The sequence below is a fragment of the Nocardia beijingensis NBRC 16342 genome (genome assembly GCF_001612785.1).
Lineage (GTDB): Bacteria > Actinomycetota > Actinomycetes > Mycobacteriales > Mycobacteriaceae > Nocardia > Nocardia beijingensis.
Genome location: NZ_BDBC01000010.1, coordinates 41,622 through 55,258, shown reverse-complemented (window position 1 = coordinate 55,258; position 13,637 = coordinate 41,622). Strand labels below are relative to the sequence as shown.

The window sequence follows — 13,637 nt, the reverse complement described above, 5'->3', positions numbered from 1 at the left end:
CCCCTACCGGAGAGGTCGTGTGCATCCCGCGACCGGGATCGTCATGTGTCTCACGCCACCATGGCGACCGGCTAGCACACGTGTGGAACGGGCTCGTGAACGCCGCCCGGCCAGCCGATGTCGTGCAGGACAGCACGCGTCGCGGTTCCGGCCCCCAGGGCCACCGCGCGGTCGAGGTCGGCGGGTGTGTCGACGTCCAAGCGCAGGCCCGGCCAATCCCCGGCGAGATCGACCGCGCCCGCGTCGATATGGCTGCGGGCCGAGCCGGGGCCGAAACGGGGATCGAGCGCGGCGACCGGGTCGCGCACCACGAGCGCGGCGGTGCCGCTGCCCTCGTGATCGATCACGATCGAGCGCAGTCCGCGCGGGGCGGCGGCGAGCATGTCCGACAGTTCTTCCGTGCGCAGCGCGGGCAGATCGGCTTGCAGTGCGAGCAGATCGATCGGGCCGTGCGCGCCGCGCAACGCGGCGGCGGTCGCGGCGAGCGCGGTGTTCAGCCCGTCGGCGTGCTGCCGGCGCGGTTCCGGATGGACTTCGGCGCCGAGCGTGCGGGCCAGGTCGGCGACGGCGGGGTCGGGCGTGACCACGGTGACCGAAACGATCTCGCCGACCGCCGCGGTGGCGGTGACGGTGTCGGCGAGCATGGCGAGCACCAGCCGGGCCCGGTGCTCCGGGCGCAGCCGGTCGGCCAGTCGGCTCTTGGCCCGATCGAGGCTCTTGACCGCGATCACGGCATGCACGGCGTGCGGGCGCATGCGAGCAATCCTTCCATGGCATATTGGGCTGATGACGAGGGCGGCTGTGCTGGGCGCGGGATCGTGGGGCACCGCGTTCGCGAAGGTGTTGGCGGACGCGGGAACCGAGGTCACGATCTGGGCCCGGCGGCCGGAGGTCGCCGCGACGCTGGCCTCCGAACATCGCAATCCCGATTACCTGTCGGATATTCCGCTGCCGCCGGTCGCGGCCACCCACGACCCGGCGGTCGCGCTGGACGGAGCCGACATCGTCGTGCTGGCGGTGCCGTCGCAATCGCTGCGGGCCAACCTCGCGGAGTGGAAGGGATTGATCCCCGGCGATGCCACGCTGCTGAGCTTGGCGAAAGGCATCGAGACCGGCACGCTGCTGCGGATGAGCCAGGTGATCGAGGAGGTCAGCGGCGCGGACGCGAGCCGGATCGCGGTGCTGTCCGGGCCGAACCTGGCGCGCGAGATCGCGGTTGGCCAGCCCGCGGCGACCGTGGTCGCCTGCTCGGACAACGATCGCGCGGTCGCGGTGCAGCACGCCTGCGCGACCGGATACTTCCGGCCCTACACCAATACCGACGTGGTCGGCTGCGAGATCGGTGGGGCGTGCAAGAACGTCATCGCGCTCGCCTGCGGCATCGCGTCGGGGATGGGCCTCGGCGACAACTCGATCGCCAGCCTGATCACCCGCGGCTTGGCGGAGATCATCCGGCTCGGAGTGGCCCTCGGCGCGGAACCGGTGACGCTCGCGGGTCTGGCCGGAGTCGGCGATCTGGTCGCCACCTGCACCTCCCCGTTGTCGCGCAACCGGTCGTTCGGTCATGTGCTCGGCGCGGGCGGTTCCATGGACGCCGCTCAGTCGGCCACTCATGGCCAAGTCGCCGAGGGTGTGAAGTCGTGCACATCGGTGCGCGCGCTGGCCGAGCGGCACGGCGTCGAGATGCCGCTGACCACTGCGGTGCATCAGGTCTGTCACGAAGGGCTCTCGGTGCGCGAAGCCGTCGGCAACCTGCTCGGGCGGCGGATGAAGCCGGAGTGATCCCGGCTCGCCACGGGTGAGTGTCCGGGACGGTCAGCGGTGGGACCGCGTTCCGAAACGGGTACGGTTCGGGGCATGACGAACCGGATCAGGGTGGCTGTGGTGTTCGGCGGGCGCAGCAACGAGCACGCCGTGTCCTGCGTATCGGCCGGTAGCGTGCTGCGCCACCTGGATCAGGAGAAGTACGAGGTGGTGCCGATCGGCATCACCGCGGAGGGCCGCTGGGTGCTCGGCGGTTCGGAGGTGGCCGCGCTCGGCATCCACGATCGCGCCCTGCCCTCGGTGGACGCCACCGGCACGGCACTGACCCTGGCCGCGGATCCGAGTCGCTCCGGGGCGCTGATCGCGCTGGACGATCCCGGCGCCGCGCTCGGCTCGGTCGACGTGGTGTTCCCGATCCTGCACGGCCCGTTCGGTGAGGACGGCACCTTGCAAGGGATGCTGGAACTCGCCGGAATTCCCTATGTCGGTCCGGGTGTGCTGGCCAGCGCGGCGGGCATGGACAAGGAATTCACCAAGAAGCTGCTCGCGGCGGAGGGGCTGCCGGTCGGCACCCAGGTGGTATTGCGGCCGGGCGCCGCGACGGTCGCCGAGGAGGACCGGCTGCGCCTGGGACTGCCCGTCTTCGTCAAACCGGCGCGCGGCGGCTCCTCGATCGGCATCACCAGGGTCGAGGACTGGAACGAGCTGGACGCGGCCATCGCCGCGGCGCGCGTGCACGACCCGAAGGTCATCGTCGAAGCGGGGATCGTCGGACGCGAGGTGGAGTGCGGGGTGCTGGAGTTCCCGGACGGCCGGGTCGAGGCGAGCGTGGTCGCGGAGATCCGGATGCCGGAGACCGGCGTCACCGCCGACGGGCCCGCGTTCTACGACTTCGACACCAAGTACCTCGACGACGTCTGCGAATTCGACGTTCCAGCGAAACTGGACGACGAGGTGTCCGACCAGGTCAGGGAACTGGCCGTGCGCGCCTTCCGCGCCCTCGACTGCCAGGGCCTGGCGCGGGTCGACTTCTTCGTCACCGAGCAGGGGCCGGTGATCAACGAGATCAACACGATGCCGGGATTCACCGCGATCTCCATGTACCCGCGCATGTGGGAGGCCACCGGCATCGACTACGCAGCGCTCGTCTCCACGCTCATCGAAACAGCGCTCGTCCGCGGCACCGGTCTGCGCTAGGGCTGGACGGCGCGGCAGCGATTCGGCGAGCAATCACCGGCTGCCCGGTCAGTCATCGGCGATACGTGGAATCGGCGGGACCGCGCGGGGTTCTCGGGAGATCAGTACGCGCTCCCGCAGCGCATCGTTCGGCGGCTGCGACCAGGGGGCCGACGGTTGCTGAAGAATTGCCAGCCGCCGGATGATCGGGCGGACGCGGGGAACGCGAGCCCGCGCGCGACGCCCGCGGCCAGGGCGGCATGCTCGACATCCATGCCGGGACCGGGCAGCGAGCGCCGCGCGAGCCGCGTCAGTTGGGCAGCGGTCCCGGGTCGATCGGCTGGGGCGGAAGGCTGGCGGTGATGGTGTCGGAGACTTCTTGCAGCGGTGTCGGACCCGAGCCGTCGGGGACGGTGAGGGCGACATAGGTCCCCCGGTCGACGGCGAACCACGTGCTCGCCTTGGCGGCTTGGTCGCGGACCTCGAACCACTGCACGCCGTTCACGATCTGCAACGGCGAGGCGCGGTTGAACTCCAGCGGGCGATCCAACCCGCAGCGCAGCACGATCGGGTCGCCGCCCGCGGCGCGCTGCCATGCGCGGGTGGCGGGAGGAGCGGGCTCGACCAGGGTCGATTTCGTGAACTCACCCAGGTCCGCCGGCAGGGCGGGCAGCAGGGCGGCGCAAGCCGGACCCTCCGCCGCCGGAGCCGGGACGGGGCCGAGCACCAGCGGTTCGCGTTCGACAGGCGCGCGGCGCGCGAGCACGGCGGCGACGAGCACCGCGACGACCAGCACGACCGGAAGCGCCACCGCCGTGGCGATGAGCGCGGGCGGGTACTGGTGTGCCTGGGCCGGCGCGGGTCGGCTGTCCGCCTCGGCGGCGTCGGCTTTCGCGCTGTCCGCGCTCTTCGCGGCGGAGGAGGGAGCGGTCTGCGGGTCATCGTCCGTGCCGCCCGGGGCCGTGGGCTCCGCCGGGGCGCTCCCGGGAGTCCTGGCATCGGTGCGTTCGTGTTCGGGCTCCGCCGAATCACGGTCCGACGAATCCGCCGCCATGCTCACCGATCCTTTCCTCGTCGCGCGTCGGCGCTGGTCGCCGCCCCGCCGCAGGGCGCGGGGCCGGGTGGTACTCGAGTGCCTCCGAAAGGGTACCGTCGGGCTCATTCCAGCAAGCAGCGCGCCGGAGAGGATCGGTCATCAGCGCCAGCAGGGCCCCGAGGACAGTGCGTGAACTGGGCGAGTTCGCGCTGATCGAGCGCATCAACGCGGGCCGCGTGCAGGCGCCGGGTGTCCTGCTCGGCCCCGGCGACGACGCGGCGCTGGTCGCCGCGCCGGACGGCCGGTTCGTGGTGACCACCGACATGCTCGTGCAGGACCGGCACTTCCGGCTGGACTGGTCCAGTCCCGAGGACGTCGGCCGCAAGGCGATCGCGCAGAACGCCGCCGACGTGGTGGCCATGGGGGCTACGCCGACCGCGTTCGTCGTCGCGCTCGGCTGCCCGGCCGATACCCCGCTCGCGGTGATCGACGGCCTCGCCGACGGCATGTGGGCCGAAGCCGCCAGGGCGGGCGCGTCCATCGCGGGCGGCGACCTGGTTCGCAGCCGTGAACTGGTCGTCTCCGTCACCGCCTTCGGCGATCCCGGCCGCGGCGTGCCGGTCACCCGAGCGGGAGCGCGCGTGGGCGATGTCGTCGCGGTGGCGGGCCGCCTCGGCTGGTCGGCCGCGGGCCTGGCCGCGTTCACCGCCGGAGCGACCGGTCCCGAGGTCGCGGAAGCCCTTGCCGCGCATCGCGTTCCGCAGCCGCCGTACGCGCTCGTTCTGGACGCGCTCGGACGCGGGCGACGCGCAGGCCCGGAAGATGCTACAACTCAGGGGATTTCAGCCCGAACCAAGGCGGCTGGCAGCGACACGACCGCGCGCCCCGACTTCGCAGCGCTCAGCCCGTCCGCGGACCCGGGCGCTGAGTCGTCCGGACCGGTCCCGCTCGATCGCGAAGCGCGCGCGGGCTCGACAAGCGCAGGCGCCGAGACCGGTGCGTCCGACATCGGCCTGCACGCGCTGACCGATGTGTCCGACGGGTTGCTCGCGGACCTGGGGCACATCGCGTCGTCCTCGGGTGTCGCCATCGACCTGGATTCGGCCGCCTTGCGCGATCCCGCGCTGGAACCCATCGCGGCGCTGCTGGAAGCCGATGCGGCGCAATGGATCCTGACCGGCGGCGAGGACCATGCCTTCGCGGGCGCCTGGGCGCCGGACCGCGCGCTTCCCCCCGGATGGGTCGCGATCGGGCGGGTTGTGGCCGGTCGCGGGCTCACCGTCGACGGCGTTGCGCAGACCGGCGACGGCGGCTGGGAATCGTTCCGTGGGGCGGACTCGTCATCCGGCGACCGGCCACGCTAAGTTGTGCGGTCATGGGCGCGAAACCACTGTCGGAAATCATGGATCCGGGATGGGCGAAGGCACTCGAGCCGGTGGCGGATCGGATTGCCGCCATGGGCGAATTCCTTCGTGCCGAGAACGCCGCCGGCCGTGGCTACCTGCCCTCGGGTGACAACGTCCTTCGGGCCTTCCAGCGTCCGTTCGACGCGGTGCGCGTGCTCGTCGTCGGCCAGGATCCGTACCCGACGCCTGGCCATCCGATGGGACTGAGTTTCTCCGTGGCGCCGGACGTTTCGCCGATCCCGCGCAGCCTGGCCAACATCTTCGCCGAATACAGCAAGGATCTCGGCCACCCGACGCCGTCCTGCGGCGATCTGAGCCCGTGGTCGGATCAGGGTGTGCTGATGCTCAACCGAGTGCTCACCGTGTCGCCCGGCAAGCCTGCCTCGCACCGCGGCAAGGGGTGGGAGGCGGTCACCGAGCAGGCGATCCGCGCCTTGGTCGCCAGGGACGAGCCGTTGGTCGCGATCCTGTGGGGCCGCGACGCGGCGACGCTCAAACCGCTGCTGACCGAGGCCGAGGTGCCCTACATCGAGTCCGCGCATCCGTCGCCGCTGTCGGCGTCTCGTGGATTCTTCGGTTCCCGCCCCTTCTCGCGAGTGAACGAATTGCTCGACGAACTGGGGGCCGAACCGGTTGACTGGCGCCTGCCCTGAATCGGGCGTCTGTGTGTGATCGACCGAGTAACGAGTGAGGAGCTGTTCCATGCACAACACCACCGTCCGCGGCGCGCTGCGCGGCACGACCGCGACCCTGGCCTTCTGCGCCGCTCTCAGCAGCGGCGCCGCCGTCGCGAGTGCGGCCCCGCTGCGGCTCGAGCCCGCCACGGAGACCACGACCGCCCCGGTCGCCGAGGAGTACACCTCCAGCGGCTCCTCCACCATCTCCGCGTCGGTGAACGCCAAGATCGCGTGCCTGTTCTTCGCGGGCAATCTCGCCTGCTGAACCCTCGAAACGCCGGGTTCGCGCCAGCGCGGCCCGGCGTTGTGCGATCCTACGGATCGTGAGTAATGCGAACTATCTTCTCGAACCGTCCCGGCTCCGGCTGCGCGGTTCGGGCGGAATCGAGCTGGCCGCCGATCAGTTCGGCCCGGCCGACGGCCCGCTCGTCGTCTTCTTGCACGGTGGCGGGCAGACCCGCCATTCGTGGAAGAAGACCGGCGCCCGGCTCGGCGCGTCGGGGATGCGGGTCGTCACGGTCGACGCCCGCGGCCACGGCGACAGCGAGTGGGCGCCGGATCGCGACTATCGGCGCCAGACCATGGTCGACGACCTGCTGCTGGTGCTCGAACAGCTGGGCGAGCCCGCCGTGGTCGTGGGTGCCAGCATGGGGGGAATCACCGGTCTGCTCGCCACCGCGCGGCCCGGCGGAGAGGCGATCAGCGCGCTGGTGCTCGTCGACATCGTCACCCGGCCCGAGCCGGAAGGGGTGGCACGGGTGATCGACTTCCTCGGCAAGCACCGTGACGGCTTCGACAGTCTGGAGCAGGCCGCCGACGCGGTCGCCGAGTATCTGCCGCACCGCCCGCGCCCGAAGAGCCCCGAGGGCCTGCTGCGCAATCTGCGCGAGCGCGACGGTCGCTGGTACTGGCACTGGGATCCGGACATGCTCAGCGACCGGGTCGAGGACCCGTCCGCGATGATCGAGCCGATGGAGGACGCGGCGCGGGCGCTGCGCATCCCGGTGCTGCTGGTGCGCGGCATGCGCTCGGACGTGGTGAGCGCTGAAGGAGCCGAGGCGTTCCAGCGGCTCGTGCCGCACGCTCAACTGGTGGAGATCGGCGGCGCCGCGCACACCGCGGCCGGTGACGACAACGACTCGTTCACCGACGCGGTGGCGAAATTCGTGCTCTCGACCCGGGAGTGACGCCCGATCAGGCGAGCCCGGCGTAGTCCGGTTTGCGCTTCGCGACGAACGCGTCGACGCCTTCACGTCCCGCGGCGGAGCCCGCGGCCGCGGCGATCCCGTCGCGCTCGCTGTCGAGCTGATCGCTCAGTGTCGCCGTGTCCGACTGCCGCAGCAGCGACTTGATGCTCGCGTGGGTGGAACGCGGTCCGGTGGCAAGGGCCCGCGCGAGGCGCTGCGCCTCCTCGGCGATCTCGCCGTCGGGGACCAGCCTGCTGAGCACGCCGAGGCGCACCGCCTCGTCGGCATCCAGCACGGCGTCGGTGAGCAGGATTGCCCGTGCCGGAGCCCGCCCGACGATGCGCGGCAGCGTCCAGGACATGCCGCCGTCGGGACTCAGGCCGATGCCGGGATACGCGGGGCGCAGTTTCGTGCCGGGCCCGCCGATGGCGATATCGGCCACGCAGACGAGGCTCATGCCCGCGCCCGCCGCCCAACCCTGCACCGCGGCCACCACCGGAACCGCCGTCGCGTCCAGCGCGCGAACGAACTCGTGCAATTCGGTGGCGAGACCGTGGATGTGCGCCGAGCGGTCCTGCGCCGCGGCGAAACCGCGCACGTCGCCACCCGCGCAGAAGTTCGCGCCCGCGCCGCGCAGCAACACCGCGCCCACCTCGGACCCGAGCGAACGCAGTGCGGCGGTGCCCGCGTTGATGCCCGCGAAGTCCATGGACGTGCCGTTGGCGGCAGTGGCGATGGTGATCTGGAGGACGCCGTCGACGGTCGTCACGTACCCGGTTTGCTCGCTGGTGGTCATGATCTGCACCTTAATCGGCGCGTCCGGACGCGAGCCCTCGGTGGTCCGCGGCAACCGAGCGCCTAGGGGCTGTCCTCTGGGGAGTCGGCGTGCATCGTGGGCGTGCGCACCATGCGCACCTCGATCGCGGCGGTGAACGCCTCGACTTTCCGCGTGCCGTCGAGCACGAAACCGTGCCGCCGGTAGAACGCCTGGGCGCGGGCGTTCTGCTCGAACACCCACAGCGAGCACGGAGCGGCCGGATCGAGGGCGGCGCGGATCAGATCGTCGGCGACTCCGCTGCCGTGCCAGGAGGAACGCACATAGAGCGCGTGCAGCTCGAGCGGGGTCACCGCGTCCGCGTCGCCGGGCGGGCCCGCGCTGGAGAATCCGATCACCACGTCATCGACGACCGCGACGTGCGTGCGGCCCGGATAACGCACCCGGTCGCGCTCCCACTGCTCGGCTCGCCGCTCGATGTCGAAGGCGTCGAGCACGTGCGCGGGCACCAGCCCCCGGTACGCCTCGCGCCAGCAGGCGATGTGGCATTCGGCGAGGCTGTGGACGTGCTCTGCGGTCAGCGGCTGGACCCGCCACGGACGCTCGGTCACCGGGGCCATGCTCGGCCCGCACTCATGACGACGCCCCGGACCACCCGATACGGGTGCCGGGGCGTGTGCCGAGGATGCCGGTCGGCCGGAGGGCGGATCAGCCGCGGGCGACCTTGCCCGCCTTCAGGCAGGAGGTGCACACGTTCATGCGCCGGGTGTTGCCCGGGGCGACCTGCGCGCGAACGGTCTGGATGTTCGGGTTCCAACGACGGTTGGTGCGCCGGTGCGAGTGCGAGACCGACTTCCCGAAGCCGGGGCCCTTGGCGCAGACGTCGCAGACGGCAGCCATAGTCGCGAACTCCTTCATGTCAATGGTGGGGGCCGCCGCTTTCGCGGTGCGGCGCGTCCCTCGTGCAATGTCGAGTGTGTGCCCTGCCGGCGGAGAGCCGGCCAGCGCTGACCGGTGACGGCCGCGCGAGGCAACCCTGCAAGGGTAGCTGTGCCGCCTGCGATCCACCAAACCGGTCCCCGCGAACGAGTGCCGGATCGGCCGCCGGGCATATCCATTCTAATGACGCGGTCTTGCCGGTCGCCTGTCGGGACCGCCCGCTAACCTGGCGGGCGGTGGTGGCGCGTGGGTGGCGGAAGGGAGTGAGGTGACGGTGTCCGCAGCGCGAGACGTGATGGACGGCACGGCATTGCTGCGCTGGGGCCGCACCTGTCTCGCCGGTCTGGAGCAGCGGCGCGACGAGATCAACGCGCTCAATGTCTTCCCGGTACCGGACGCGGACACCGGCACCAATCTGCTCGCCACCATGCGCGCCGCGGTGCGGGCGGGCGAGGCGGCCGCGCGGGCGAACGGGAGCGCGAGCGCCGTCGCCGTCGCGATGGCGCACGGCGCGACGGTCGGCGCCCGCGGCAATTCCGGCATCATCCTGTCCCAGGTGCTGCGCGGCGTCGCCGACACGGTGCACCACGGTCCGTTCACGGCCGACAACCTGCGCGCCGCGCTGGCCAGGGCCTCCGAACTGGTCCGCGAGGCGCTGAGCGTGCCGATCGAGGGGACGATCCTCACCGTGCTCGACTGCGCGACCGCCGCGGCCGCCGGATGCCCGGACCAGGAACTCGCGGACGTGGCGCTCGCGGCGGCCGACGGCGCCGCCAAAGCGCTCGGTGACACACCGTTCCAATTGGGTGTGCTGCGCCGGGCCGGTGTCGTCGACGCGGGCGCCCGCGGTCTGGTCGTGCTGCTGGACAGCTTGGTCACCGTGACCCGAGGGGAGGCGCCGGCGCGGCCGGAGTATCCGCGGCCCGCGGCGGCCGCGCGTCCGGCGCCCGCCCGCGAGGACGAACCGCAGTACGAGGTGATGTACCTGCTGGCCGACTCCGACGAGCGGAAAGTGGCCGCGTTGCGCGCCCGTCTGGGTGAACTCGGCGACTCGGTCGTCGTCGTCGGTGACGGCAGCGGGTCCTGGTCGGCGCACGTGCATTGTGCCGACGCGGGTGCGGCGGTGGAGGCGGGCATCGCGGCGGGCAGGCTGAGCCGGATTCGCGTCGAGAACGTCGCTGTCGCGTCGCATCCCGACCTCTCCGACGTGAGCATCGGCGCGGCCGATCGCGGCACGGGCGCGGGTCAGGGGAATCCGGGCGAACCGTTCGATGGTGGTGCGTTCGGGACCGGGGCCGCCCGCGTCGAAGGACTGCCCGGGACCGGTCCGGCCGCCGATTCGACCCAGGTGGTGGCCGGTGCGCTGGGCCCGAGCACGGCGGCAGCGGGAGTTCCGGCCGATCGCGGGATTCTGGCAGTGGTCGCGGGCGCGGGCGCGGCGGCGCTGTTCGAGGACGCGGGCGCCGTGGTGCTGGCGGACGAGCCCGTCACCGCGTCCACGTTGCTGGCCGCGATCCGGCGGATGCCGAACCGCGAGGTATTGGTGCTGCCCAACGGCGCGCTGCCCGCGCACGAACTCGTCGCCGTCGGTGTCGCCGCGCGTGACGCCCACCGGGACGTGCTGCTGCTGCCGAGCGGGTCGATGGTGCAGGGACTGGCCGCTGTGGCGGTGCACGACCGCGGGCGGATCGCGGTGGACGACGCCTTCGCCATGTCGGAGGCGGCCGCCACCACGCGCTGGGGATCGCTGCGCGTGGCGACCGAGCGCGCGCTCACCATGGTCGGCACCTGCGAACCGGGCGATGGGCTCGGCTTGGCCGGGCACGACGTCGTCGTGATCGAGCGCGACCTGTGCACCGCGGGACGGACGCTGCTGGACCGCCTGCTCGCCTTCGGTGGCGAGCTGGTCACCCTGCTGATGGGCGCCGCGGCGCCGGACGGACTGGGCGACGAGCTGGCCGCCTATATCGCGCGGCACTTTCCCGGTGTCGAGGTGATCGTGTATTCCGGTGGGCAACAGGGTGATTCGGTGCAGATCGGAGTGGAGTAGGGCATGGCGACACTGAGCGATCGGCTCGACCACATCCTCGGCGCGAAGGCCGCGGCCTCGCTCGCGGACGCCTTCGGCATGGAGACCGTCGAGGACCTGTTGCGGCACTATCCGCTGCGGTACGCGACGCAGGGACAGCCGCTCACCGAGGAAGCGCCGGAGGACGGCTCGCACATCACCGTCATCGGGCGGATCACGAAGGCCGAGCTGCGGCCGATGCGCAACCGCCGCGGGTCGTTGCTGAAGGTGGTGCTCGACACCGGCGCGGGTCGCGGCGTCGATGTCACCTTCTTCAACGGCGACAAGGTGAAGTACGTGGTCCGCGAAGGCATGCGCGCGATGATGTCGGGCACCGTGAACTACTGGCGTCCCGGCCAATGGAATCTGAGCCACCCCGGCTACCTGATCCTGCCGGAGACCGAGGGCGACGACGACTCGGTCGGCGCGCTGACCAAGGTGCGCGGCGGCGGTGACCTGCGCGGCCTCGCGGAGAGCGCGAAAGGCGCTGCGGGCGTGGACACCTCCTTCATGGAACGCGAGTTCATCCCGGTCTACCCGGCGACCGCGAAGGTGCAGAGCTGGGACGTGCTCGCCTGCGTGCGTCAGGTGCTCGACCAGCTCGATCCGCTCGACGATCCGCTGCCGGAAGACCTGCTCGCCGAACGCGCGCTGCCCAACTTGTCCGACGCGTTGCGCCTGATCCACCTACCCGAGCGCAAGGGTGACATCGATCGGGCCAAGGACCGGCTGCGTTTCGACGAGGCGCTGGCTCTGCAATTGGTGCTGGCGGAGCGCAGGCACGAGGTGTCCGGGCGCAGGGCGCGCGCCTGTGCGCCACGGCTGGACGGCATCGCGGCGGCGTTCGAGCAGCGGCTGCCCTTCGAACTCACCGCAGGGCAGCAGCAGGTCGTCGCGGAGATCTCCGCCGATCTGGCTCGCGAGCAGCCGATGCACCGGTTGCTGCAAGGCGAGGTCGGCTCCGGCAAGACGATCGTCGCCCTGCACGCCATGCTGCAAGTGGTGGACGCGGGCCTGCAGTGCGCGTTGCTCGCCCCGACCGAGGTGCTGGCCGCGCAGCACTATCGGTCGCTGCGCGGCATGCTCGGCGAGCTGGGCGCCGCGGGCGAGCTGGGCGCGGCCGATCACGCCACCCGCGTGGTGCTGGTGACCGGGTCGATGTCGGCGGCGGCCAAGAAGGCCGCACTGCTGGAGGCGGTGACCGGCGAGGCGGGCATCGTGATCGGCACGCACGCGCTGATCCAGGACAACGTCGAGTTCTTCGACCTCGGCATGGTGGTGGTCGACGAGCAGCATCGCTTCGGCGTCGAACAGCGCGATGCCCTGCGCGCCAAGGCGAAAGCGGGAACCAGTCCGCATCTGCTGGTGATGACCGCGACGCCGATCCCGCGCACCATCGCCATGACGACGCTCGGCGATCTGGAGACCTCCACCCTCACCGAACTGCCGAAGGGCCGTTCGCCGATCGTCTCCAAGGTGGTGCCGCGCAGGCAGCACCCGAACTGGGTGGATCGCGCCTGGGAGCGGATAGTGGAGGAGGTCGCCGCGGGACGGCAGGCCTACGTGGTGTGTTCGCGCATCGGCGACGACGAGGAGACCGCCGGCAAATCCCGCAACGGGCGCGCGAAGAACGGCGACGGTGCGAAGGAAGGACCGACCACCCAGGCCGTGCTCGACGTGTTCGAGACGCTGCGCGCGGGCCCGCTGTCCGGCGTGCGGGTCGGCCTGCTGCACGGCAGGCTGCCCGCCGACGAGAAGGACCAGGTGATGCGGGCGTTCAACGACGGATCGGTGGACGTGCTGGTGTGCACCACCGTGGTCGAGGTCGGCGTGGACGTGCCCAACGCGACGGTGATGGTGATCGTCGACGCCGACCGGTTCGGCGTCAGCCAACTGCATCAGCTGCGCGGCCGGATCGGCCGGGGCCGGCACCCCGGCTTGTGCCTGCTGATCACGGATGCCGCGCCCGGCGGTTCGGCCATGGCGCGGCTGGACGCGGTCGCCGCGACCACCGACGGTTTCGAACTCGCCGTGCTCGACCTGCGGACCCGCCGCGAAGGCGACGTGCTCGGCGCCGCCCAGTCCGGCACGGCCCGCTCGCTGCGCCTGCTGTCGCTGCTGGACGATCTCGAGGTCATCACCGCCGCGCAGGACTTCGCCCGCGCGGTGGTGGCCGCCGACCCGGGGCTGCGCAGGCATCCCGGCCTCGCCGGAATGATGCACGCGGCGGTGGATTCCGAGCGGCTGGAGTACCTGGCCAAGTCCTGACTCCACGGGCGATCTTCCGGCCACAGGTCGCTGTGCCGAGATCCTCGGCCGCTCCCCACAACGGATTGTCCGCTCGCTCGCCGCTCCGAGGTGCGGGTGCATGTGTGCCGGTGCCGTGGCACCCGTACGCTGGCCGCTTCGAGGTGCGGGTGCATGCGTGGCGGTGCCGTGGCACCCGTACGCTCGCCGCTTCCAGGTTCGCGTGCATGCGTGGTGGTGCCGTCGCCATTCCCATTACGCTCGCCGTTTCGAGGTGCCGGTGCATGTGTGCCGGTGCCGTGGCACCCCTACGCTCGCCGCTCCGAGGTGCGCGTCCATGCGTGGCGGCGGCGCCGCACCGA

At 71.7% G+C, this 13,637-nt stretch carries 13 protein-coding genes; 8 read left to right on the top strand and 5 right to left on the bottom strand.

The window, feature by feature from the left end; all coding sequences use genetic code 11:
• Window positions 1-71: 71 nt before the first annotated feature.
• Window positions 72-755 (bottom strand): 2-phospho-L-lactate guanylyltransferase, encoded by a 684-nt coding sequence (gene cofC / locus NB3_RS05540; RefSeq protein WP_067797475.1) that lies wholly within the window; start codon window positions 753-755, stop codon window positions 72-74.
• Between the two features lie 31 nt (window positions 756-786).
• Here cofC and NB3_RS05535 point away from each other — a divergent pair, with 31 nt between their 5' ends.
• Both NB3_RS05535 and NB3_RS05530 read left to right on the top strand, forming a co-directional pair.
• Window positions 787-1,782, top strand: coding sequence for an NAD(P)H-dependent glycerol-3-phosphate dehydrogenase (locus NB3_RS05535; RefSeq protein ID WP_067797469.1), 996 nt, complete (start codon window positions 787-789; stop codon window positions 1,780-1,782).
• 75 nt (window positions 1,783-1,857) lie between these two features.
• Window positions 1,858-2,961 (top strand): D-alanine--D-alanine ligase family protein, encoded by a 1,104-nt coding sequence (locus NB3_RS05530; RefSeq protein ID WP_067797465.1) that lies wholly within the window; start codon window positions 1,858-1,860, stop codon window positions 2,959-2,961.
• Window positions 2,962-3,250: 289 nt separating this feature from the next.
• On the opposite strand, the gene NB3_RS05525 is transcribed toward NB3_RS05530, so the two are convergent.
• Entirely contained in the window at window positions 3,251-3,994 is a 744-nt protein-coding gene (locus NB3_RS05525) for a DUF3515 domain-containing protein (RefSeq protein WP_067797462.1), read from the bottom strand.
• Between the two features lie 167 nt (window positions 3,995-4,161).
• On the opposite strand from NB3_RS05525, the gene thiL reads away from it, so the two are divergent.
• From thiL to NB3_RS05505, 4 genes are read left to right on the top strand one after another with little or no spacing between them, the layout of a single operon-like run.
• Window positions 4,162-5,340: a thiamine-phosphate kinase gene (thiL, locus tag NB3_RS05520; protein ID WP_067797460.1), complete on the top strand. Its 1,179-nt coding sequence runs from the start codon at window positions 4,162-4,164 to the stop codon at window positions 5,338-5,340.
• A gap of 11 nt (window positions 5,341-5,351) precedes the next feature.
• Window positions 5,352-6,035, top strand: a complete 684-nt coding sequence (locus NB3_RS05515; RefSeq protein WP_067797457.1) for a uracil-DNA glycosylase — start codon at window positions 5,352-5,354, stop codon at window positions 6,033-6,035.
• 49 nt (window positions 6,036-6,084) lie between these two features.
• Window positions 6,085-6,324, top strand: coding sequence for a hypothetical protein (locus NB3_RS05510; protein WP_067797454.1), 240 nt, complete (start codon window positions 6,085-6,087; stop codon window positions 6,322-6,324).
• 58 nt (window positions 6,325-6,382) lie between these two features.
• The gene (locus NB3_RS05505; RefSeq protein ID WP_067797451.1) at window positions 6,383-7,246 is read left to right on the top strand and encodes an alpha/beta fold hydrolase; all 864 of its coding nucleotides are present in this window, start codon (window positions 6,383-6,385) and stop codon (window positions 7,244-7,246) included.
• 7 nt (window positions 7,247-7,253) lie between these two features.
• Here NB3_RS05505 and NB3_RS05500 read toward each other — a convergent pair whose 3' ends face one another.
• From NB3_RS05500 to rpmB, 3 genes are all read right to left on the bottom strand, one after another.
• Window positions 7,254-8,042 carry an enoyl-CoA hydratase/isomerase family protein gene (locus NB3_RS05500; RefSeq protein ID WP_067798407.1) on the bottom strand — a complete coding sequence of 263 codons (789 nt, stop codon included), beginning with the start codon at window positions 8,040-8,042 and terminating at the stop codon, window positions 7,254-7,256.
• A gap of 62 nt (window positions 8,043-8,104) precedes the next feature.
• Window positions 8,105-8,632 (bottom strand): GNAT family N-acetyltransferase, encoded by a 528-nt coding sequence (locus NB3_RS05495; protein WP_067798404.1) that lies wholly within the window; start codon window positions 8,630-8,632, stop codon window positions 8,105-8,107.
• A gap of 97 nt (window positions 8,633-8,729) precedes the next feature.
• On the bottom strand, window positions 8,730-8,921 hold the full coding sequence (rpmB, locus tag NB3_RS33950) for a 50S ribosomal protein L28 (protein ID WP_039799620.1): 192 nt from the start codon (window positions 8,919-8,921) through the stop codon (window positions 8,730-8,732).
• A gap of 334 nt (window positions 8,922-9,255) precedes the next feature.
• Between rpmB and NB3_RS05485 the strand changes: the two genes are divergently transcribed.
• A complete protein-coding gene (locus NB3_RS05485; RefSeq protein ID WP_067797447.1) occupies window positions 9,256-11,010 on the top strand; it encodes a DAK2 domain-containing protein in 1,755 nt (584 codons plus the stop codon).
• Between the two features lie 3 nt (window positions 11,011-11,013).
• The gene (recG, locus tag NB3_RS05480; protein ID WP_067797445.1) at window positions 11,014-13,296 is read left to right on the top strand and encodes an ATP-dependent DNA helicase RecG; all 2,283 of its coding nucleotides are present in this window, start codon (window positions 11,014-11,016) and stop codon (window positions 13,294-13,296) included.
• The last annotated feature ends 341 nt before the right edge of the window (window positions 13,297-13,637 follow it).